This window comes from Lunatibacter salilacus, from assembly GCF_009797935.1.
GTDB classification, from domain to species: domain Bacteria; phylum Bacteroidota; class Bacteroidia; order Cytophagales; family Cyclobacteriaceae; genus Lunatibacter; species Lunatibacter salilacus.
Genome location: NZ_VOLC01000002.1, coordinates 282,256 through 307,613, shown reverse-complemented (window position 1 = coordinate 307,613; position 25,358 = coordinate 282,256). Strand labels below are relative to the sequence as shown.

At 41.8% G+C, this 25,358-nt stretch carries 12 protein-coding genes; 10 read left to right on the top strand and 2 right to left on the bottom strand.

Annotated elements, in window-relative coordinates; translation table 11 throughout:
- Positions 1-4: 4 nt before the first annotated feature.
- The gene (locus tag FQ608_RS04050; protein WP_234364058.1) at positions 5-1,771 is read right to left on the bottom strand and encodes a RagB/SusD family nutrient uptake outer membrane protein; all 1,767 of its coding nucleotides are present in this window, start codon (positions 1,769-1,771) and stop codon (positions 5-7) included.
- Positions 1,772-1,796: 25 nt separating this feature from the next.
- Complete coding sequence (locus FQ608_RS04045; RefSeq protein WP_234364057.1) at positions 1,797-4,877, bottom strand: SusC/RagA family TonB-linked outer membrane protein; 3,081 nt, start codon at positions 4,875-4,877, stop codon at positions 1,797-1,799.
- Positions 4,878-5,730: 853 nt separating this feature from the next.
- Between FQ608_RS04045 and FQ608_RS04040 the strand changes: the two genes are divergently transcribed.
- From FQ608_RS04040 to FQ608_RS03995, 10 genes are all read left to right on the top strand, one after another.
- Complete coding sequence (locus FQ608_RS04040; protein WP_158856514.1) at positions 5,731-6,909, top strand: sialidase family protein; 1,179 nt, start codon at positions 5,731-5,733, stop codon at positions 6,907-6,909.
- A gap of 364 nt (positions 6,910-7,273) precedes the next feature.
- Entirely contained in the window at positions 7,274-7,882 is a 609-nt protein-coding gene (locus FQ608_RS04035; RefSeq protein ID WP_158856513.1) for an RNA polymerase sigma factor, read from the top strand.
- 218 nt (positions 7,883-8,100) lie between these two features.
- A complete protein-coding gene (locus tag FQ608_RS04030) occupies positions 8,101-9,183 on the top strand; it encodes a FecR family protein (protein ID WP_158856512.1) in 1,083 nt (360 codons plus the stop codon).
- Positions 9,184-9,353: 170 nt separating this feature from the next.
- Positions 9,354-12,842 carry a SusC/RagA family TonB-linked outer membrane protein gene (locus tag FQ608_RS04025; RefSeq protein ID WP_199856302.1) on the top strand — a complete coding sequence of 1,163 codons (3,489 nt, stop codon included), beginning with the start codon at positions 9,354-9,356 and terminating at the stop codon, positions 12,840-12,842.
- Positions 12,843-12,856: 14 nt separating this feature from the next.
- The gene (locus FQ608_RS04020; protein ID WP_158856511.1) at positions 12,857-14,752 is read left to right on the top strand and encodes a RagB/SusD family nutrient uptake outer membrane protein; all 1,896 of its coding nucleotides are present in this window, start codon (positions 12,857-12,859) and stop codon (positions 14,750-14,752) included.
- A gap of 45 nt (positions 14,753-14,797) precedes the next feature.
- The gene (locus FQ608_RS04015) at positions 14,798-17,911 is read left to right on the top strand and encodes a SusC/RagA family TonB-linked outer membrane protein (protein WP_158856510.1); all 3,114 of its coding nucleotides are present in this window, start codon (positions 14,798-14,800) and stop codon (positions 17,909-17,911) included.
- Positions 17,912-17,922: 11 nt separating this feature from the next.
- A complete protein-coding gene (locus FQ608_RS04010) occupies positions 17,923-19,689 on the top strand; it encodes a RagB/SusD family nutrient uptake outer membrane protein (protein WP_158856509.1) in 1,767 nt (588 codons plus the stop codon).
- Between the two features lie 20 nt (positions 19,690-19,709).
- Positions 19,710-21,422: a hypothetical protein gene (locus FQ608_RS04005; protein WP_158856508.1), complete on the top strand. Its 1,713-nt coding sequence runs from the start codon at positions 19,710-19,712 to the stop codon at positions 21,420-21,422.
- A complete protein-coding gene (locus FQ608_RS04000) occupies positions 21,419-23,527 on the top strand; it encodes a DUF5722 domain-containing protein (RefSeq protein ID WP_158856507.1) in 2,109 nt (702 codons plus the stop codon). Before FQ608_RS04005 ends, FQ608_RS04000 begins: the two co-directional genes overlap by 4 nt.
- Positions 23,524-25,344, top strand: a complete 1,821-nt coding sequence (locus FQ608_RS03995; protein WP_199856301.1) for a hypothetical protein — start codon at positions 23,524-23,526, stop codon at positions 25,342-25,344. Before FQ608_RS04000 ends, FQ608_RS03995 begins: the two co-directional genes overlap by 4 nt.
- Positions 25,345-25,358 lie beyond the last annotated feature (14 nt).

The window sequence follows — 25,358 nt, the reverse complement described above, 5'->3', positions numbered from 1 at the left end:
CACTTTATTCTTCAATGGTTTCTAAGGGTGGAACATTCCCTTCAGACCCCTGATAACCTCTGTTTTGGTTGATTTTACCCATGGTATTGGCGGTAATTACACTTTGTGGAATAGGCCAATAAATGTTATGGGTCTGGATTCTAGGGGTCTGACTTCTCCACCACGTTCCTTGTGGGGTTTTATAAATATCATTATAGGCCATTACCCGATCAAACCACCAACTGCTTTGACTGATATTATTCAAACTGTAGCCGTTCATGTTTAACTTGGCCATGATGTTGGAAACCCGGACCATTTCAGAATGACGGGTTTCTTCCGCATACAATTCTCGGGCTCGTTCATCAAATAGGTAATCTATGGTGACATCCCCTCCGGTAATCAAGGGAGCATTTGAACGTGCCCTCACCATATTGATATCATTGGCCGCTTGGCTAAGCTGGTTGTTCCAAAAATAGGCTTCTGCCCTGAGGAGATAAATTCCCGCTAATCGATAAACATAAGAATCTCCATTTCCACCTCCCCAGGTGCTTTCTTCTTGATTTGAGGGGTTGTAGGTTTTGTAATGGGGCCATGAATACCACCGAATGGTGGTATCACTGGTATTGGGCCAAAGTTGCCGGATGGGTTCCCCCAAATTGGGAGACTCCGGACGATTATATCTGATTTCAGACATTTCAATCCAATTGATATCCGCCCTTCTCAAATCAGGTGTATTTTGCCAGTTGTAAGTTTCATCTTCCCACAATTTGAATTGGTAAAAGTTAGAAGCAGTGATGATTCCCTGACCCCTCATCAGGGTATCCATCATATCGGATGGGTAAACGATTCCCCTGGTACCCGCTTGGTCAGGTACATCCCAATAATGGGGCATGAAATTGGCGGCGAGATGTTGGTTTACCCTTGCTCCATCAGGAGCTTCCCATCTGTCCACCAAACCCAGTATGGTTTCGGTATTTTGGGAGTTATGGATGTTTTCATGTCTATGAAGATCCCAAATCACATTCCTAGAAGGATCATTGGCCATACTGCCAAAACGGTGTTCCATCAGGGAGTAAGGGCCTTCTATGACCCGGGTAGCGGCTTCAATGGCTTTATCAAACTCGGTATTGGCCAGATAAATTTTTGTCAAAAGGTAATTTCCAGCACCTTTGGTGGGTACCCTAGGTGCAGCCGTTACAGGCATCCATTCAACCGCCCATTCCAGGTCAGATTGGATTTTTTCCAAAATGGCCCATCTGGAATGGGTTTGGAAATCCAGCTTAGCACCTGTTAATTCAACTCCAATATAGGGCACATCTCCATAAGAATGGGTTAATCGATAATACCAATAAGCTCGGTGCCAGTATGCCTCTGCCAATAAACGGTTTCTTACCGTTTCATCATCCCAGGTAACCCCATCTATTCTTGAAATCAGTACATTGGCATTTTTTATAAAGCCGTATACCTCATCAAACATGGGGCCATAGGGAACCCTATCTGATGAAGTGGGGGTATTGATCGAAAAATCAGGCACATAACCAGCCACTCCCAGATCACTGGGGGCAAATTCTGCCGTTGAAAAATTGAAAAACCCATAATATTCTCTTTTCAGGCTCCTTCTCATGGTCACCAAAAGCGACTCAAAACCTGCTTCATCCACGTAAACATTTTCCGGTGCAAAGAAAGACAAGGGATCAGGTTCCAGCCACTTTTCATTACAGGAAACCTGGATTAACACTATTGAAATCATTAATAGAAAAAGCTTGATGTTTTTGATGGCTAAACGTTCCATATCTTGTCGCATTGAAGTTTGAAAATTATAATGATAGGTTTAACCCCAAGGAGTAAGTCCTGGGCATAGGTGTCATGTTGGATTCTGGATCCCAACCGGGCCATTGATCAAAACTATAAAGGTTTCTTACCGCACCGAATATTCTCATTGAATTTAATTTTAACCGATCTACGGTCGCCATTGGCATATTATAGGATAAAGATAGGTCCTGTATTCTTACAAAAGAACCCGGATGGTAGATTCCCAGACCACCCCCATACGGCGAATGAATCGGCCTTAAACGGGCAAATTCATTGTTGCGGTTCTCAGGTGTCCAATAGGGCATGGGGCCACCGTCATAATTCCTCCTGTCATGGGACAGGGATCCCTGTAAGGCTTGATTGAAAGGCAGAATATGTCCAAGACTTGCCCGGATAAATATTGTGGCGGTAAAGTTTTTGTAGGTAGCTTCATTTCTGAAGCCGATGTTGTATCTGGGGTTGGTATATCCTATGAACTGTTTGTCAATTAAATCTGTATAAACACCATCCTCGTTGACATCTTCACCTTTAAAATCCCCGGGTGAAAGATTGTACACACTTGCCGCATCGGCTTCCTCCATCTGCCACACCCCAAGCACATTATAATCCCACACTATATCCACTGCTCTTCCAGGAAACCAATGATTGGAAAAATCGGGCAACTCCCCAAAACGGGTTTCACCCAATAAAGTATATTCTCCTTCATCTCCAAAAAGAGATTTTATTTTGTTCCTGTTTAAAGAGAAAACCAAATTCGAACTCCATAAGAAATCAACTTTACTGATGTTTACAGTCCTCAGCGCCAATTCAAACCCCCTGTTCTCCAATTCACCTAAATTGGCAGTAATGCTTTGAAAACCGGTGATACGGGGGAGTTGTCGGTTCATCAGCAAATCTTCCGTAGTACCCACATAATAGTCGGCACTGATATCTATCCGGTCGTCAAAAAGTCCAAAATCCAACCCAAAATTCAGTGATTGTGTTTTTTCCCACGTTAAGCCGGGATTTGAAAGGGTGGCATTTTGAACCCCCACCACCACATTGGTGCCATCATAATCCAAAACCGAACCCAATTGAGCCAAAGCCGAGTAGGCGCCTATGTCCCGGTTACCGTTAAGCCCCCAAGAAAGACGGAACTTTAATCTGTTTACTAGCCAGTTTTCATCGTAGAAACCTTCATCGGAAACCTTCCAGGCAAAGGCAGTAGCAGGGAACAAAGCCCTAGGAAACTCCTGCCCAAATGCGGAATATCCATCTCTGCGGAGTGAGGCGGTAAACAAATATTTATCCAATAAGGTATAATTGATTCTTCCCATCAGAGCATCCCCGGTTTGCCTGATATCATTATTGTTAAGTGAAGGATTACTGCCGAATTGAAGGCCATGATACCCCAAATTAGCATTGGGAGCAAAATTCTGATTAGCCTGCTGTTCAAACCAGCTTCTGAAACTTTCTGCATTGTATAAAAAGGTAGCATCAAAATTATGGACGCCAAACTGTTGGTTCCAGGTCAGCAGGTTATCCAACATCCACTCACTGGTTTTACTGGATTGCCTGACCCCTCTTCCTCCGGGAAAAGTTTGAGAACCGGTGATGGTTTGTTCTCCCCAAAAACTCTGGTCTGTGGTAAAAGTGTACCGAGGCTGAAAAGAAATTCTATAGTTGATACCGAATGGAAGTTTTACATTACTATATATACTTGAAAAGAAAGTATTGACTTTTCGGTTCCTGTCTCGGCCGTAAAAGTCCATTAAGGGGTGGTAGGCAGAAGGATCGTCATGTGGTCTCAGATTAACGCTCCCATCATCATTAAATGGCTTTCCAAATGGGCTGGCAATATACATTAAACCTAAATTTGCAGGTACGGAGCTTTCATCCCGCTCGCTAAATTGGGAGTTGGCTCCAAAAGAAAGCCAGTCATTTACTTTGAAATCCACATTTAGCCTGGACCGGATATTTGTATGTTTGTCCCCTTTAATGATACCCTCGGTGTCGGTATAGCCCACGGACCAAAAATACTTGATGTCTTCAGTCCCCCCACCGATACTGAGATCATAAATCTGCCTTAAACCTTGGTTCATGGTCTTGTCATACCAATCCACGGTTCTTCCTGCCAAGGCGTTTTGCTGTTCGGTGGGATAAAGGTTTAATCGGGATAAATACTCTATATAAGGGTCTTGATTGGGATTCTCGTTATAATTTAACCAATCATTGACACTAACATTTTCCGGTAAGTCATTGGGATTGGTGTAAAAGGTTTGCGGTACGTTCGGATTATTCAGGGCACCTTCACGAAAAAAATCCCCCTTAAATATAAGGTATTCCTCTGCATTCAATGGCCTTCGGTCTTTTGTGGTATTCGAAATGCCAACCTGGGCCGAAAAATTGATGGTTGGTTTCCCAATTGAGCCTTTTTTTGTCGTAACCAGGATGACACCATTGGCGGCCCTTGCTCCGAAGACGGCTGAAGAACTGGCATCTTTTAAAACATCTATCGTTTCAATATCATTTGGATTGATATCCGCAATGCTTCCGTTATAAATTACTCCGTCCAATACCACCATCGGATCTGTGCCCGCACTTAGAGAAGTGGGACCCCGGACCTCCAGAGAACCTCCTCCCGCAGCAGAAGGACTTTGGTTGGCACTTAAGCCGGCGATTGTTCCGGTAAGCATATCGGTCAATTGCGTCATGGGTTGGTTTTTGAAAGTCTCTGCATCCACCCTAGCCACCGATCCGGTAAGGTCACTTTTTTTGGACGTACCATATCCTATGACTACCACCTCCTCCAGGTCAGCCGCATTGGATACAAGACTTATATTTAACTCACTTTGATTTCCCACCACAATTTCCTGCGTTAGGTACCCAATAAATGAAAAAACCAAGATAGATTCAGCATTGGGGACATTGAGGCTGAAGTCACCGTTAATGTCGCTGATTGTACCGATTGAAGTTCCTTTGATTAAAACATTTACACCAGGCAGGGTTTCATTGGAACTGGCGTCATTTACCACTCCGGAAACCCGTTGGTTGGACTGAAATCCATGCGCAACGGAAAAATTGACTAGTGATATTATCCCCCACAAAAACAGAAAAGGTCTGAATGAGGGAAAAAACCTTTTAGGTATTAAAGATAAACCTATTAAATTTATTTTAATAAAATTGATTAATTTATAGTAAATCTTCATAAAAAAACTATTAAAGGATTAGTATTTTTTTTTGGATTGGGAATTTCATATTGAATTTGAATTTTATTTCAATGCTATGGTTTCCACGCAATCGAATTAGAAGCCCCTGGCAATAGCAGGGTTTTTACATATTTTGTTTAAAGGTAAAATTTAGTTGTTTCTTCTGTTCGGGTACGTAACCTAAACTTAATTAAAAAAAAATCATAAAAAAACTATGATCAAATTTTTGTTGAATTTTTAATATTATTGGCTTTATTCGAATTCTATTGGTGAGAGTTATTAATGATCCTAGGAATCAGAGGCCGATTTTCAATTCCGCATCGGTGTAACCTAAACATCTTCTGCTTCAGCTTTGAGAAATCAGATGCAGGATTAGTTGACACATCAAAAAGCCATCCTTTTACTTTAATTTACTCTGCGTCCATCAAGGTAATGATTTTCACTTTTTTTTCCTCGTATAAGCAACAGTTGATCTAGCAATAATGCTCCCTTGATTGATTGCCCAGTAGTCTCGTTTGCTTTCATATCTTGATATTGCCCTTTGTGTTTAGTAATAAATTTTAACCGCAAAGAACGCCAGGAGGTAATTAAATGTAATCCCTTTTGTCTGCCATGTTTCAGAAGAAAGCTTTTGTGTTCAAAAACTTAATAAAAATACGCATCAAAGCTGGCAAAATTCACCATGATCAACTAATTTGTACCTAACTATGACGTCTATTAGATTTTAGCAAATCAAAAAAGCACCCTACCAATGACTTACTTCAAAAGAATAATAGGATTATCCTTTATTTTTTATGTCTATTTTAATGGCTCACTTGCGCAAGGAAACCAACCTGAATTTGATCCCCCACAACTAATAAATGGTTCCGAGATATCACAACAACATTCCATAGAGAGCAGAAAATTTAGCGGTATATCAAGCCTTGCAGTGAGTCCCAAAGGACGGATGTGGGCGGTTTGGTATGCAGGTATAACCCCCGGCGAAGACCTGAATAATTACGTTGTATTGGCAACAAGTGCGGATCTAGGTCAAAATTGGGAAGAAGTATTGGTGATTGATCCGGATGGGCCGGGACCTGTAAGGGCTTTTGACCCGGAAATTTGGCTTGCTCCAGATGGAAAAATCAAGGTTTTTTGGGCACAGGCCACCGCTAAAAGCGGAGGTACTTGGTCTTTAGTTTCGGAGGGCACACCGGCAGGTGTTTGGGCCTTGGATATAGAAGATCCCGAAGTCGGCAACCCAAAGTGGGGCGAACCAAAACGCCTTACCGATGGGGTAATGATGTGTAAGCCAATCGTTTTGTCTACCGGGGAGTGGGTTCTTCCCGTTTCATTGTGGAAAATGGAGAAAGAAAATGCCAGAATGGTCGTCTCATCAGATAATGGCCAATCTTGGAATGTGCTGGGCGGGGCCTCCGTAGCTGATGATGTGCGCGCCTACGATGAGCATATGATAGTTGAACGAAAAGACAGATCCCTCTGGATGTTAATTCGAACCAAATATGGTATTGGCGAATCTACCTCCTTTGATCGGGGATTGACTTGGACACCAGTCGTTCCTTCAAGGATACAGCATCCATCCGCCAGGTTTTTTATATACAGGCTCAATTCTGGCAGTCTTTTGCTGGTGAAACATGGTCCCATAGACCAAAAAATCGGACGTTCCCATTTGATGGCATTTATATCTAAAGATGATGGCTATACTTGGTCAAATGGCTTATTGCTTGATGAGCGGCCTGGGGTATCTTATGCGGACGGTCAGCAAACTAGCGATGGCACGATTTACATCACGTATGATTTTAGCCGGACGGGGAATCAGGATATCCTCGTGACGCAATTTTCTGAGAGTGACATCTTATCGGAAAGAAATAGCGAAAAAATTCTTAAAGTTTTCAACAATAGAAGGTTAATTAGTTCGGGAGTAAAATGAAATATTTTCTAAAAGCTTTTTATCTGCTTTGTTATGAGGTTGAGATTGGAAGCGGATAAATGAATTAAGTTGAAGATGCTATAAATCGTTGAGCGAAACATTGCTTTTTCTTTTTTTTGTTTCGAGGTGGTTCAAACTGAGATCTAAATTGTCTCGGTAAAAGTCAGGATCTATTCGTATCCAAAAAGCGTCTGCATGCATAGCCACCAAGATCTTGTATTTTTAACCAATTGTTTTTCAGCGGAGGATTACACAGCTACATGAAATATAAATCCTCCCCTTGCCAATTATTTGATTGAAATATTGGAATTATAGGATTAATTTTATTATAATTACCCGTCTTTTTAACCCAATAACCCAAAATATGACTGTTTCAAAGTACAAACATGATAGCAATGATTTAGAAAGGGATATAAAATTTTGGAATGGTTTAAAAAATGGAGATAAATCAAGTTTGGAGGGGTTGTATCTAACCTACGCAGAGGACCTTTATCGCTACGGACTTGCCGTTTGCAAAAACAAAGACGTGGTCAGGGATGCCATTCAGGATTTATTCATTGATTTATGGAAATATAGGAGAGGTCTAAAAAATACAGATAATGTCAAACGGTACATCTGTAAATCTCTTGTCAATAGAGTCTTGAAAGTTGCATTAATTGAGAAGACAAGAAGCCAACCTGATTTTTACGAGTTGAAAAGCACTCTTTATGAGGGCTACATATCACCTATAATTGCCGATGGAGACCGGGAAGATGAAGTGTTGAAAATTAAATTGACAACGGCCTTGGACAGATTGCCCAAAAGACAGAGAAAAGTTATACAGTTGGTGTATTTTGAACGGCTTTGCGGGGTCAAAGTTTCCGAAGTAATGGGGATTAATCTTCAATCTGTTTATAACCTTACTTCTAAAGCCTTGGTTAACTTGAAAAAAGGCCTTGTTTCGGTTTCATGTTTATTTGTCGCATTGTTTTAGACATAGATATTGCATATTTTTTTACAAAATATTATTTCTATTTTAATTTTTTTACTTATATAATTAGTGTATTTGATTAGTAAATTCCGGTATTTACAAATTTTATATCAAAAGATCAAAGGTAAAGTGAATTTTTGTAATTTCTGTACTATTTATTTTTCGATAAAATAGGGTAGGAAATTCAGGTATCGTTCTTTAAGTAATTATAAAACAATCTTATGGACATATCTAAATATACCATATCGGATTTTGTATTTGACAATAGCTTCAGGTCTTGGGTGTATGAAAAGAACTCAAGTTCGAATAGCCATTGGCATAAGCTAGTGAAGGACAATCCACAACAACGGGAAAATATAGAGAAAGCCATCAAGATTTTGATTGAATATCAAAACAACAAAGAAAAACTGGATCCCGCGGAAATCTGGAAAATATGGGAAAAGATTGACATGGAAACGGAGAGTGAGGAAGGAAATGTAGTGCCGCTTTCTTCTCATAAATTTTACAACAAACCAGAAATATCTGTACATCGGAGGTCTTATTTCTCGATACAAGGGAAATCAGTTGCGGCTATTTTAGTTGTAATTTTTGGACTGGCATTTTTTGCAAATTATTTTATGAATAAGGAAATACCGGATTCTGAAACACTATCCGTGATTATAGAAAAAATTGAAACAGAAAAAGGAACAAAGTCCTCTTTTGTTCTAGAGGATGGAACTAAGGTGATGGTCAATGCAGGCAGCCAAATTCGTTTTAAAAAGGGGTTTGATGGCGATCAACGTGAGATTTTTCTCGAAGGAGAAGCATATTTTAAGGTAGCGAAGGACACACTTAAGCCATTCACTGTGGTTTCATCTCAAAACATAAGCGTTACGGCGTTGGGAACTTCCTTCATGATTCAGGCCTATCCCGGCGAGGAAATGAAGGTTTCCCTACTTACAGGAAAAGTGAAAGTGAATGTTGGCCAAGAAAAGGACCCGGTTTATATGGAAGAAGGGGAAGGGTTAAAAATAAATACCGACACAAAACAGACGCATAAGCATACATTCAACCGGGACCAGGTACTGGCTTGGACCAAAAGGACTATTTATTTTGATAAAATCCCCATTTCAGAGGCCATAAGGATTTTGGAAAATTGGTATGGCGTTCAATTTGATTTCGAAAACTCCCCTCCTCCAGATTTATTGCTGACAGGAATATTTGAAAATGAAACGTTGAAAAATGTTTTGGAAGGGCTGAAATATACATCAGGTATCCAATACAAGATGGAAGGGAAAAAGGCAATCATTTCATTTAATCATTGACAAAAACTACTAAAACCGAAATTGCTATGTAACAATAAAACCCTACACCACATAGCCGGGGATGCGCTGACACCCCCGGAATTGACAAGCCGGTATGTAGATTCCCGTCAAGTACCGACTTAAGTTTATTTTAAACAGTTGCATCAGTCTAAAACAAACATTGTAAAGGTATGAAAAATATTATACTGTCACATGTAATAAGCATGAGTAAACTATCTGTGTACGCATTTTTGATTCAATGTTTTTCTATGAGCCTGCTTTTTGGCTCGAACGGAAATGCTCAAATAAAAAATATTGAAGAAGTTGTAATTAGGATTTCATTGAACGAAGTTATTATTGAAACCGCTTTGAGCCGAATTCAGAAAGCGTCGGGTTTTAATTTTGTATTTACTAATAAAGAGATACAAGACCTGCCCAAAGTCACCTTAACGAACGAGAGTAGAAGCGTTTATGGAATTCTTCAGTCGCTTTCCAGTCAAACCGGACTGCAATTTAAACAGGTGAATAAGAATATACTCGTCCATCGCTCACAGGACCCAGTACCAAGCCATAGGTCGAGTTCCGTAAGTAATGGTCTGGAGGTGGTCATTTCAGGGGTTGTTTCCGATGAAAACGGAGAACCTTTACCCGGAGCGACAATTACAATACAAGGGACCAACAAAGGATCCGTAACCGATTTAAATGGTCAATTCAACATTGAAGCGGAAGAAGGTGCTGTTTTGATTTTCTCCTATATCGGTTATGAGTCTCAAAGAATTACCGTTAGTAACCAAACTATCATCAATATTTCCTTATCCCAAGATGCTTCAGCCCTTGAGGAGGTAGTGGTAGTAGGTTATGCGGAACAACGGAAATTATCTGTAACCGGGGCTGTTAGTTCGGTGGATTCAAAGGAATTGCGCCAAAGTTCAGCGGCTAGTTTGGCTAATGCCCTAGCAGGTCGATTGCCTGGCCTTACGTCCATCCAATCCGGAGGTGGACAGCCAGGAAGAGATGATGCTACATTATATCTTCGGGGAGCTGCAACTACAAACGGAAGAAGTCCCCTAATCTTAATAGATGGCGTTCCAAGGGATAATATCCGAACGCTAGACGCCAATGAAGTGGAGTCTGTTACGGTTTTAAAAGATGCCTCTGCCACCGCTGTATTTGGAGTACGTGGTGCCAATGGCGTCATTTTGATTACAACTAAGAGGGGAAAAGAAGGCGAGATGGAGTTGAATATTAGTGTGGACCAGAGTTTCTCGTCCTTCACCTACGAGCCGGAACGCCTAACATCATTGGATTACATGTCATTGAGAAATGAAGCAGCAAGAAATGACGGTATAACGGATCCTCCGTTCAGTCAGGCTAGAATTGCAAAATATGCCAATCCACTTGCAGGGTTGGACCCTAATGACCCGGATTATGAACGACAGGCAATGGTCAGGAACTACATGTATCCCAATCATGATTATTACAGAGAATTTATTTCTCGCTATGCCCCGCAAACGCGTGTTAACGTGAGTGCTAGGGGCGGGACAGAAAAAGTATCTTATTTTGTAAATGGAGCCTTCCTTAATCAAGGTGGGAATCTAAATACAGAACCTGAGTCACAGTTGGGGTACGATCCTTCCTCTTGGATGAAAAGGTATAATTTCAGAGCGAACGTCGATTATCAAATCTCCTCCTCTCTAAAATCTTTTTTGAATATCGGGAGTTACATCGAACAAGTTAATATGCCAGCAGCTTGGTTGTACGGTGGTAATGATACAAACTGGATGATGAGAGACTTGTTTTACCAAGCCCAAACAATTCTGCCCATCACTCCGGGGCCTACTACCATTGATGGCTTTGGGATACCTCCCGGTCAAATAGTCGATCCTGGATATATGGACCGATCAGCATTTGAAATAATGAATCGTATGGGATATCGAAATGAAGTAAGGTCCAATCTAAATTCCTCATTTGGTTTAGAACTGGATCTCAGCAACATGGTTACTGAAGGATTAAGTTTACGTGGGATGGTTTCGTATGATTCACGATCTACCACAGCCATGCAGGGAAGAAAGTCAGAAAGGTTGTTTTTGGCGGAAGTCAATCCGAATTCAGATGAGCTAAGTTATGCAGTGAGAAGGCCGGATGAAACTCTTTTAACGTTAGCAAAAGGTGCCGATTCCCGCTATAATATCAATATGCAGGCGGCTATTCAATATTCTCGGACCTTTCGTGAAAAACACATGGTTGGAGGTTTAATACTTGCTCAAAGGGACAACTGGGAATCTATAATCGGTGAAATTCCATACAATGTGTTAGGTGTGGCTGCTCGGGGTACCTATGAGTATGATTACAGGTATCTAGCTGAAGTAAATATTGGCTACAATGGCTCAGAGCAATTTGCTCCAGGCAATCGATTTGGCTTTTTTCCTGCTGTTTCCGTAGGGTGGATTTTAAGTAACGAAAGTTTTCTATTTGAAAACCCGATACTAACTAACCTTAAATTTAGGGCATCGAGGGGTAGGGTAGGTAATGATCAAATGGGTACAGCTAGATTCCTTTTTCAAAGCGACATTACAATGGGTGGTGGTCCTTTAGGCAGTCTAGGAAGAGGTCAAGGGGTGAATCAGGGCCTATTGGGAAATCCTAACATCACTTGGGAAATTGCTGACAAGCAAAACTTTGGAATTGACGTTGGAATAATGGATCAATTAAGTGTTTCGTTTGATTATTTTATTGAAAACCGAACAAATATTCTAATCAGTCGGGGAACAGTTCCGGAATTCCAAGGGGTACCATTGGGGAATATTCCCCGAGTCAACATGGGCGAGGTGGATAATCAGGGATACGAAATTGAGCTTGCCTACAATAAAAATATCTCGCAGGATTTCAATATCAACATTAGAGGGAATTATGGCTACAACCATAATACGGTTACTTTTATTGATGAGCAAATACGTGATGAATCCTATGTTCACCGATATCGGCAAACGGGGTATCCAATAGGCCAAGCTTGGGGATATAGAATTGATTATGAAAACGGTAATGGGATTTTCAATTCTCAAGAGGAGCTAGATACTTATCTTGCAACTACCCAATATGGGTTTGGGGTACCCCGGGTAGGAGATTTTATTTACAAGGATTTGAATGGTGACGGAGTTGTTGATGACAGGGACCAAACCCCTATAGGTTATTCGTCAATACCAAGAGTAGCCTATGGCATGGGGGTTAATCTTCAATATAAGGCGTTCGATTTTTCGATTTTTTTCCAGGGAGTTGGGAAATATTCCAGTAACTATGCTGCTCAAGGTGTTTACGAAAACATTATTCAGGGAACTTACTTTGATTATCATAAACAAGCTTGGACTCCTGAGCGGTACGCTGCAGGAGAACAGATTACCTATCCCGCCCTTAGCACCCGTAGTACATCCAACCATGTTGCAAATGATTTCTTTGTAATGGATAGGTCCTTTACTAGGTTAAAGAATGTCGAATTGGCTTATAATTTCCCCAACTATCTGACAAGCGTAATAGGGATCAATTCATTGCGAGTATACGTTGGAGGTCAAAATCTATTTACATGGGATAATCTGAAGATGGGGCACCTGGATCCGGAGAACAATGACGCCATTGGGTATCCAGTAAACAGAATGATGAACTTTGGATTCAACGCTACCTTTTAAACCCATTCAAAACCATGAAAATGTTTAAAAAATATATATTGATACTTCTCACAAGCTTAATTGGTGTTTCGTGCGATGATGTCCTAGATATGGCCCCTGATGGAAAAATTTCTTTAGAAGAAGTGTTTTCAGATAATGATAGAGTGGGAGCATTCTTAAATAGTTGCTATACGAATTTACCTATTAAAGGCACCCGCTACTTTTTTTGGAGCAGAGGGCCCGTCAACTGGAGCGATGAATCTTGGGATACAGACGCAGAAGCTGAGTCGTGGCTTACATCTGGCAGATTCTATAATGGGGATGCCTCGGCGGGAAACCATCCAGCTCTACAATGGGCGGATGCCGGTAATGGCAATTATTGGGCGAGGTATTGGAGTTCAATTAGAAACCTAGCCTTATTTATAGATAGAATTGACGAAGCGACAGTAAATAATGACTCTGATAGAAACAGATGGAAAGCTGAAGCACATTTGCTAAGGGCGTATTATTATTCTGAATTACTGAAATGGTTTGGAACCGGTCTACCCATAGTAAGAGCACCATATGATTTCTCGGATGATTTTTCAGAGGTACAACAGGCAAGCTATTACGAAGTAGTACAATTTATTATTGAGGATTGTGATATAGCTTTAGGAACTGATGAATTGCCTTGGAGGATAACAACCAACGGGGAGGCGGGGCGAGTCAATAAAGCGCTGGCGGAAGCGATCAAATCTACAATGAGCCTGTTTGCTGCCAGTCCGCTCTATAATGAAGGTCAAGATCATTGGGAGGAGGCTTACCGCATTAACTTGGCTGCGGTAAATAGTCTGAAATCAAATGGGTATGAGCTTTACAGGCAGGTAAATCTGCCGCAGACCTACCTCTCGGATGTTGCTTTTATTGGGGAGGAAAAAGATCCATTTGCTGCACTTTTCAATGAATACTTTACGCAAACAATGGCGTATTCTCCAAATCCAGTTGATAAAGAAACAATCTACCAGAGCAGGGACGGGCAGGGGAATATTTGGAATATTGACGGTATCGGAGCTCAGGATGGTTATAAAACCGGAACCTGTCCTACACAGGAGCTAGTGGACGCTTTTGAGACCATTGACGGTGAACCCATTTTGAATTTGGAAAACCCATATTTGGATGAAAAGCACCTTCAACCAAACTACAATCAAAACAATACCCTTTTCGACCCCCAAGATCCCTATTCAAACCGTGATCCCAGATTTTACGCTTCTATCTATTATAATGGTTCACGACGACGGGCACTTTGGAATTTCGCGGAAGCACCGGAATCCTATGAAAATTATCCAGCGGGCATTGGGAACAGGACCCGCATTATTGCCACCTACGTGGGAGAACCTCAAACAGGGATTCACCCTACGGTGCGAAGAGCGACCAGAACGGGATACTTTCAGCGTAAATTTCTACATCCTAATTCAGGGGGAGATAATCCCGTTGGTGGTGCCAACTGGAAATATTACCGACTGGGAGAAATACTTTTGAATTTTGCTGAGGCGGCCGCCGAAGCCGGTTATCTCGGTGAGGCTACCTCCGCTGTGAATGAAATCAGAAGTCGGGTAAATATGCCCGAGCTGCCACTTTCCCTAACCCAGCAAGAGTTAATCTTACGGATTAGGAATGAAAGGCGGGTAGAATTGGCGATGGAAGAAAACCGCTATTTTGACGTCAGACGCTGGACGTTACCTGAAGGGGATTTGTCTGAAACTGACCGTTGGATAACAGGAGCGGAAATTATTCGAAACGAGGATGGTTCATACGTCTACGGTCGAAGAACCGTCAGAGAGGGCGACCGGAAAAACTATATCAACCGCTTTCTGTGGGTTCCTTTACCCTTAAATGAGGCCAATCGATTACAATCTATAACCGGAGTTAACTGGCAAAATCCAGGATGGTAATTGAAGATTTTTTATGTAATATGAAAGCATTAGAACGAAACTAAGATGACTGTAAATAGAAAAATAAAAATGGGGATTTGCTCTTTCCTTGGTCTTATTTCTTTCCTACTCGGAGCACATTCCTTTGGACAGGGAACTTCAATTTTGATTAGAGGAAGCGTTACCAATGAGATGGGTCAGCCGCTTCGCGGAGTTGTTATCAATACCCTTGGTGGATATATTGGAACATATACGGATATTGACGGAAGTTATAGTTTGAACCTCCCGGATAGTACGGAGTTTTTGGTTTTCCAAGCTAGAGGCTATAGCGATGTATTACGAGAAATAGGAGAGGAAGGTACCATTGATATCTCTTTATCCTTCGATTTGCATCAAAAAGATGAATTGGTCCATTTAGGGTATAGTTCGCAAAAACGAAATGAAGTTACGGGAGCTGTTGCGACCGTCAGTGGGGAGGAGTTGGAAAGAGCACCGGTAGCTAACTTAAGTCAGAGCTTTCCGGGACGATTTCCGGGATTATTTACGCAGGAGACTTTCTCAGAACTGTCTAGGACAAATACCAACTTATTCATCAGGGGAATTTCCGGGGCCAGAATGAATGGACCTTTGGTTGTTATTGACGGGATTCCTGTTTCTTATAACGTAAGCGAAACCTTGGAATACATTTCAGCCAATGAAATAGCGTCCATTGCGGTCCTTAAAGATGCTTCAACCCAGGCTATCTATGGAATTCAGGGTGCCAACGGTGTCATGGTAATTACGACCAAAAGAGGAAGGAAAGGACCATTACAAGTGAGAGCAAGACTAGATCATTCCGTTCAGGAAGTGACGACTCGACCTAGGTTTTATAATTCGGGAGAATATGCGGAAATGCGAAATCAGGCCGCTTTTAATGACGGGTTAGGTGAAGAATATTTATTTACAAATAATCAGATTCAACAGTTCAGAAGCGGAGAAAGTGCGTTATTTCCTAACAATGATTGGTACTCCCGATACATTAAGGACTATGCATCCATGCAACGTGTGGGTGTGAATGTTACAGGAGGAAATGACAAGGTTCAATTTTTTTCCAACATCAACTTCATGCATCAGGGAGGGCAGTTTAAAACAGAACAGACTAGATATGACCCCAATGCAAAAAATATATGGGTGAATTACCGGTCCAATGTTGACATGAAATTCAATAACTTTTTATCAGGATTTATACGACTAAGTGGTAATATAAAAAGAGAGCACACACCGGGTGTAAGTAATCAGGCAGTATACAGTAGTATCTTTCAAATTCCTCCCACTATGTATGGGCCCATAATTCCCGAAATGACAGATGCTGGAGAGGAAGTTCCCGGCGCTGGACAGGTTATTACTACAGAAAGGGTGGCATCCCCGACCTTCGGTATGTTAAATCGATCCGGATATGTCAACCATACTGTTACTAATATTACATCCCAGTTCGGACTGGATTTGGACATGGGATTTTTAACTGAAGGACTAAATCTAACTGGCACATTTGCCTATCAGACCAACTCAGTCGGGAGTTTGAGAACAACCCAGAATTATGAGAGATGGTTGAGAACAGACAATTGGGATGAGTTAGATTTCAATAAAAAAGGTTCTGAATTGAATACTCCTTTAGCGTACAGTAAGGGTCACCTGTATTATTACCACTTAACTTATAATACATCCCTAAATTACGACAGGCAGTTTGGCAAAAGTAGGGTTTCCGGATTTGCTTATATGTTTTATCAGAACCTTACCAAGGCGGATGTATCGTCGCCGGGCTTACTTCCTTATAACAGAGTAAATTCTGGGATTGAAGGTAATTATACTTATGATAACAGATTGCTGCTGAAGCTGGTGGTAGGTTATTCAGGATCAGAACAATATGCTAGAGATGTGAGGTATACCACGACACCCGCTATCGCAGCTGCGTGGTTGTTGTCCAACGAACGTTTTGCTAGGTCCGCCAATTGGTTAAGTAACCTCAAATTAAGAGCTTCTTATGGACAAACAGCCAATGATCAAAGCGGATTAGCTCGGTACGCCTATTTGGATAATGTTACAGCGGGTCAGGGTGGTCCGATTGCCTCTCTCCAGTATATTATCAATGAGAATCAGGTAGGCAACCCAAATATTCGGGCTGAAATTTCGACGAAAGCAAATTTGGGAATTGATATTGGCTTGTTCAATTCACTGTCCTTTTCGGTAGATGTTTTCGACGAATACATGGACAATATGATCGTCAGTGCATTAGCCACCATCCCCGCATACCAAGGAGTTCCTTTGTCCAATTACCCACAAATAAATGCGGGACAATTTCAAAACAAAGGATATGAGATAACAGCTAACTATCATAAGGTTTTTAGTCCAGATTTTTCAGCGAATATAGGTGGCATGTTTACGTATGCTAAAAATACAGTAATCAATTGGAACGAAGCACAACGGGGAGAAGACTACGCATTTAGAAACTGGGAGGAAGGGTATTCCTTTGGACAGGAGTTTGGCTATCTTGTTGATTACAGCAATGGCAACGGATTTTTTAATTCAGAAGTTGAGCTTCAAGAAAGTGATTTGGTTTATGCGTTTGGAGCACCCCGTGTAGGAGATCTAATTTATCAGGATTTAAACGGCGACAATCAGATTGATGAAAGGGATTATGCGCCTATTGGTAATGGAGCTTTGCCCCGGTCAACGCTGGCATTTTCAGGGGGATTTAATTATAAATCCTTTGATTTCAATATACTTTTCCAGGGTCTTGGGGGATTCTCATCTATTATTGGAGGTACCGGAATATGGGAAACCGATTTTGACGGGGTATATGGTAGTCTTCATGAAAATGCCTGGACACAGGAAAGGTTTGAAAATGGCCAGGAAATCACCTGGCCTGCTTTGTCCTTGGCAAGGTCTGTAAATCATGAACCTAGCGATTTCGTTAATTTCGACCGTCAATTTATTCGGTTAAAGAATCTTGAAATAGGATACACCCTTCCTCTTGCAATCACGAGGGCTATCCGATCCGAACATACTAGAATTCTATTAAGTGGACAGAACCTTTTGACATGGGATAATATGAAAACCAAGGACTTTGGTCCAGAAGGTGGAGGTTATTCCGGATTTCCAGTTTATCGGGTTTATAATCTTGGGGTAGTTGTTACATTTTGAAAAATAAGACCATGAATCAGTTAAAAAATATAATTATTATCTTTATCTGCGTCCTTACATTTTCCTGTCATGAGCAATTGGATTTACCTAGCGATGGACGAATTACCATGGAGGAGGTGTTTAGCGATTATAACAGAACAAGGGGCTACCTAAACTCCTGTTATGGGCATGCTCCCAAACCGTATATGGACAGGGCATCTTTCTCAGACGAAGCCCAAGATGCGGACGATGTTACACCGGGTTCAAGATACGTAGTTTGGTATAGCGGCAATATAACTCCCACCTCGTTTCCTTCATATTCTGTAGATGGGAGCCCTTGGGGGAACCTGTATGAGGGGATACGTAAATGCAATGTTTTTATAAAGAATATTGAGACAGCTACTGTGTACGCTCCAGATATTGAGAAAGCAGCATGGAAAGGCCAAGCCCACACCCTTAGAGCACTTTATTACCTGCAGCTTATCAAAAGGTATGGTGGCGTCCCCATCTTCAAAGAGCCTTTACCCATTGACCATGATTTCTCCACAGACCAGAGAGCAACTTTTTCCGAAGTAGTGGATTTTATTTTGGAAGATTGCAATACTGCATTAGCGTTACCTGGAGGGAGAGATGGATTTTCATGGGATATATTTGACAATCAATATGGTATTATGACCAGAGCTATTGCCTATGCGATCAAATCGCAGGCAGTAACCTATGCGGCAAGTCCCTTGTGGTCGGATGGCACCTATACTTGGGAGGACGCAACGGCCATTAATGCGGAAGCTTTATCCCAATGTCTTGCAAATGGTTACGAACTCTTTGACGAAACGCCTTCGCCTGACATTGCCCAAAATTCCTATGCGCTTTATTTTTTTACCAGTTCGAATGATCAGCGGGGAGTAGACAAAGAAACCATTTATCATTGGGGTGATCCTATGGAGGTGTGGAGATTTGCTGGTATGCCTACCAATGATGGTATGGATAGAACTGGCCCATGCCCTACACAAGGATTGGTGGACAGTTATGAAATGTCCAATGGAGAAATGCCTATTATCGGATATTCAGATAATGATAACTTGGTTCCGATAATTAACCCGGCGGCTGGTTATGATCCCGAAAATCCCTACGTCGGCAGAGATCCGAGATTTTATGCCTCCATCTATTATAATGGCGCTGTAAGGTATCTGGATCAGCCAGAAGGTAAAAAGGTAGAAACATATGTAGGCGGTACTGAAGGAATTTCCAACAGCAACAGGAGGAACACAAGAACAGGCTACTACCTGCGCAAATTCAACAATCACCAATCAGGAATTAACAACAGTGCCGATGGCGGTATTCGATTGTTTAGGCTTGCTGAGATATACCTTAATTTCGCTGAATCCGCTTATCAATCCCACGGTCCAGACGTAGCAATTACGGCTGAAGGGCTTTCACTAAGTGCTAGAGAAGCCGTGAATACAGTCCGTGAAAGGGCCGGAATGCCAGCGTTTCCAACGGGGATGGACGGGGCCGCCTTTGAAGAAAAATACCGAAATGAGAGAAGGGTGGAGCTTGCTTTTGAGGAACACCGTTTCTTTGATGTCAGACGGTGGAACATTCTTAGTGATTCAGATGAGTTCGTCACGGGGATGCGCATTACACAAGAAGGAGAAAATCTCCTTTTTACACGGTTTAGGTTTGATGACAGGGGATCTTCAACTGATAAATACCTTCGATATCCCATTGACCAGACCGAAGTGAATAAAATCATGGGTTTAACCGGACAAAACTGGCAGAATCCAGGATGGTTGGACTGATAAAACTTAAAACTAAAATAATGAAATATATTGTGTTTTTGATCCTTTTTGGATCAGGTTCATTTTGCTATGCCCAAACCTTTGGAGGAGCTGATGCACTCGGAAGGGTTTTAGTAGGACACGATGAGGTGGGGGAGATAAAATCAAGGCAGGTAGCCATGTTTTATTTCCTGTGGCATGGGGATAATACTTCCCCCTTACATTTTGATCTCAATAAAATTATTCCCAAACACCCGGAGGTATTGAATGATTTCAATCATCCAAATTGGGGTGGGGGTGGTATGTACTTTTGGGGTGAACCGCTTTATGGGTATTATAGGGGGGATGATTATTGGGTTCACCTTCGAAGTATTCAACTGTTGACGGATGCGGGAGTGGATCTGTTGGTGATCGATGCGACCAACCGTCTGACTTATTCCAAAAGAGCTCATGTGCTTATGAATGCAATGAAGGCGGTTAGGCAGCAGGGGAAGAAAGCACCAAAAATTGTGTTTTATACCAATACAGCTTCCGGCGAAACCATGCAGGAGGTCTATGAAAATTTTTATAAAGAAGGAGCCGAATTCCACGATCCGGACAGCTGGTTTTACCTTGATGGCAAGCCCCTGATAATTGGACATTCCAAGGAGGCTAACGGAAAAGATTACAAGGATTTCTTTACCATTCGGGAATCCCAATGGCCTAATGAACCCCATAAAGAAAATAGTTGGCCCTGGATAGATTTTGAAAGAACTCAACAAGTCCATCATAACCATAAAGGAGATTTAGAAATCATGAATGTTTCGGTAGCGCAGCACCCAAATCCAACTGCGGGAATGGGAGGTTCTGCTTTTTATGGAAATGAGGACAACTGGGGACGAAGTTTCAGAAACGGACATAAAGGAAACCCTACTGCCGATATTATCCATGGCTATAATTTTCAGGAGCAGTGGGATAATGCCCTGGAAAAAGATCCTCCTTTTATTTTTATAACGGGATGGAATGAATGGGTGGCAGGAAAATTCGCCAGTATGGACGACAATCCCGAACATTCATGGTTCTGTGATCAGGCAGATCCTGAATACAGCAGGGATATCGAACCCACCCGGACGGGTGGTCTTAAGGACCATTATTATATGCAGTTGGTCAACAACATTAGGAGGTATAAGGGTTTGGCACCAACACCATCGCTAAGCTCTGAAACCAAAATAGAAGGTTGGGCGGATTGGGAATCTGTTTTTCCTGACTACACAGATTATATAGGAGAAACGGAGGCCAGAAACCATCCCGGAGCTCAGTCCCAACCTCCCCAAATGTACACCAACAACACAGGGAGAAATGATTTTAAACTATTAAAAGTGGCTAGAAACCGAGATTCCATTTATTTCTATGCCCAGACTGTCCAGCCGATAACACCAAATTCAGGCAGCAATTGGATGCGCCTCTACTTGGACGTGGACCGAAATCATACAACCGGCTGGAATGGCTATGACTTCCGTGTAGTTGAAGGCCATACCCTCCAAATTTTTGATGAAGACAAATGGATTGATGTTCAAAAATTGGAATATAAGGTAGAAGGCAATCAGATGATGATTTCCATACCCAGAGAGGTGGTAGCTCATTTATTGGAGGATGGACTGAATTTCGAGTTTAAGTGGTCAGATAACATGCAGGATGAATGGGATCCTCTTGATTGGTACATCAATGGGGATGTGGCTCCCGGCGGAAGGTTTAATTTTATCGTAAGCGAATGAATCGACTTAACATAACTTGGTTATTTTATTTACTACTCCACTCTTTTGTAGCTGTTGCTCAACAAGATGCTATTCAATTGTCTGGGGTTAGTGGACATCACTTGAATATGGAGGAAGTGGAACCTGGGACTTATCGCATTGAAACAACCGGTACAGACCCCTACCTTTTCTCACTACCCCTTACCTTCGAAGTGGATAAAGACGAATCTGTTTTAACATTTGAGTATTTCTCTACAGGTTACTTGGATCACCTTCAAGTTTTTTTCGGACCACCGATAGATGAAAATAACAGTATTGGGACCTCCTTAGGTGTTAGGGAAGGCTGGAGCAGTCGTTCCGTGGAATTTAGGGAGGCGGGTTTGGAGAACTGGGGAAAAATCGGAAGCCTTTTGAGACTGGATTTTGGAAATGCGGCAGGTTACCAAATACAGATCAGAAATATAAGGTTCAGGAAACCCAATGCAAACGAACTTGAGAACGCCAGAAATGCGCAAGAAAGGAAGAAAGCCGATAATGTATTTAAGCAGGCACTTTTGAATTACTTGGAGGAATCTTTTCCCGGGAGTATTCAAAAGGTTAACGTTGAAGATAAGACCATATCCATTTCCGGTAATCAGCAAGGGATTTTGAACGATTTGTTTATAGCTGAAGTGCCCATGCATGGCAACTTGTTGCTAAAACCTGATTTTCTTAATATTTACCCCTTATCCATAGCGGATAGTGATTTTAATATTACAGTGCCAAGATATACTGATAAGGAAGACATACAGTCAGATGGTCTTTTGTCCAAGTGGGTATTGGTACAGAAAGTGGGGCAGGATTATGAAATAAAGTCCCACGCCCGATATGCGGACAGGGTACAACCCCTCTATAATTTACCGGAGGTAAATCTAACTAATAAAAAGGGCATTGGAGGATTTCATTCCGGCAAACATGTAAGTGACTTGGATTCATTAGGGATCGGTAGTGTTACCGTTAATATGTGGATATCTAAAATGTTACGATCCATACCTTCCGAAAATACAATCACCTTTGAATATGGAGGTAAATCCTATTATGCGGACAGAGAATGGGTAGAAAAGCATGACCGTACGATAAAAGAAGCCGAGAAACGGGATATTGTTACTTCAGCTATCGTTTTGATAGATAAAGCCGTCAATACGCCGGACAAAGAAATCGGCAGAATTATGGAACATCCGGAATGTGATCCGGCAGGTATCTACAGCATGGCCAATTTCACTTCAGAAGAGGCGGTTCAAATGTATGCTGCTACCATGGATTTTCTCGCCCACCGATACAGCAACCCGGCTAATGACCAAGGTAGGGTTCACCATTGGATCGTCCATAATGAAGTGGATGCAGGCTGGGTTTGGACGAATATGGGCGAAAAGGACAGCTTGGTTTTTATGGACACTTATCATAAATCCATGAGGCTAGTCCATAACATTGCGCGTCAATATGATGCCCATGCCAAAGCATTTATTACTCTCACACATTATTGGAACTGGACACAGGACAAACATTTTTACCATTCAAGAGATTTGCTGGAGATCCTTCTCCAGTTTGGAAATGTCGAAGGTGATTTTGAATGGGGGATTGCCCAACACCCCTATCCCCAATCACTGTTCGAACCCAAAAGTTGGTTGGATGAAAAAGCAACCTTCGATTTTGACACCCCACTGATTACATTTAAAAATATAGAAGTATTAGATGCTTGGGTAAAGCAACCATTTACCATGTATAATGGTGTGAAGAAACGGACTGTATTTCTATCAGAGCAAGGGCCAAATTCAAAGGATTATACATCCAAAAATTTAATGGAACAGGCGGCAAGCATGGCGTATGTTTGGAAAAAACTGGAAGTGTTATCGGGGATTGAGGCCTTTCAGTTTCATAATTGGATGGATCATAGGGGTGAGGGTGGCTTAAGGATCGGGCTAAGAAGATTCCCGGATGACGAAGAGGACCCTTACGGTAAGAAGCCCGTGTGGTATGTTTATCGGGATTTGGGAACGGATCGGGAAAAAAACACGATAGATTTTGCCAAAGAAATTATTGGAATCACCTCCTGGGAAGAAGTGAGGTATAAAGGAAAAATTAAATGAAGATGAATTTAAAGCGGTGCTGCCAGTTTTTATTACTTGTCGGTTTTTTCGGAGGGCAGAAAACATTTGCCCAGTCAGACCTTTACCGGTACGGAGCCCAACAACTCCCTGCTACCGATGCTTTGGGACGCAGCTTGCCCACCTTTGAGGAAGTGGGTCCAAATAGGCCTGACAAATATGTGGGGATTTTTTATTGGACTTGGCATACTCAACAGTCCAAAAACAGTGACAGTGCTTATAATGTCATGGAGATTTTGGATCAGAGACCGGAAGCAATCAATGATTACCTGGATCCCATTTGGCCAACTAGAGATAAAGCTGGATCATTTTTTTGGGCGGAACCTCTTTTTGGATATTATCTCAATACTGACAAATGGGTACTTTATAAGCATGCTGAAATGTTAGCAGATGCGGGCGTTGATATGGTGATGTTTGATTGCACTAATGGCTCCTTTACCTGGAAGGAATCCTATCTAGCGCTTGCTGAAGTATTTACCGAGGCACGAAAAAACGGAATCAGAACGCCCCAAATCGCATTTATGATGGCTTTTGGGCCATCGGAAGGCAGCTTGAAGGCGATAAAGGAAATTTACCACGATATGTATGAGCCTGGAATTTATCAGGATTTGTGGTTCTATTGGAAAGGGAAACCATTAATTATGGCATATCCCGAAAGTCTAAGTGCTGTAGAAGGTGATCCTCAAGCAAGCAAGCTCCATCAGGAAATCAGGGAATTCTTTACCTTTCGGCCGGGACAGCCAGTTTACAATAAGGGCCCTATGCGCTCAGACCATTGGGGATGGTTGGAAATATTTCCCCAAAATGGATTTGTTGAAACCGAACCGGAAAAGTATGAACAGGTTACTGTAGGTGTCTCGCAAAACTGGTCTGCTGAACGAGGATTGACAGCTATGAACGCCCCAGGAGCTTTCGGTAGGAGCTATACGGCTAAATATGGACATAACAATCAAAAGGATGTGGTAAATGAAGGATTAAATTTTCAGGAACAATGGGACCGGGCCCTTGAGATAGATCCGGAAATGATATTTATCACTGGATGGAATGAGTGGATAGCCGGTAGGTATGATGAGTGGCAGCAGCAGCACAATGCTTTTCCCGATCAGTTTGACCATGAAAACAGTAGAGATATTGAACCGATGAAAGGAGGGCATACAGATAACTATTATTATCAGATGGCGGCCAATATCCGCCGATTCAAAGGTATGCGCCAACCGCTGGAATTTTCAGCAGGCACCAGCAAAAAAATAGATGGAAAATTTGGGGATTGGGATAATACCCATCCGGAATTTAAATCCCATAAAGGAAATACACTACCACGAAACAGTCCAGGCTGGGGCAATTTGACGTATGAAAACATAACAGGGAGGAATGATATTACGGCGGCAAAGGTAAGCAGTGATGAAAAGTACATTTATTTTTATGTAAACACAGCTAACCCCTTAACCCCAAAAGACGACCCTGGATGGATGAGATTATTTATTGATGTTGATAGAAACAGGGAGACGGGATGGGAAGGTTATGATTTTGTGGTTAACCGGAAAAACCCAAGAAAAAGGGCAAAATTGGAAAAAAGCTCCGGTGGTTGGAAGTGGTCCAAAGCCGGTAAGATTGACTATTCTTTTTCCGGAAATGAAATGGAGTTGAGGATTTCAAAGAAAAAATTGGGAATAAAAGGGTCTACCAATCTTGAATTTAAATGGTCAGATAATATGCAGGAAGACGGTGATATTACAGATTTTCTAATTAACGGGGACGTCGCACCATTGGGGAGGTTTAATTTTTTCTATTATGAATAAATATTCCCGTGGCT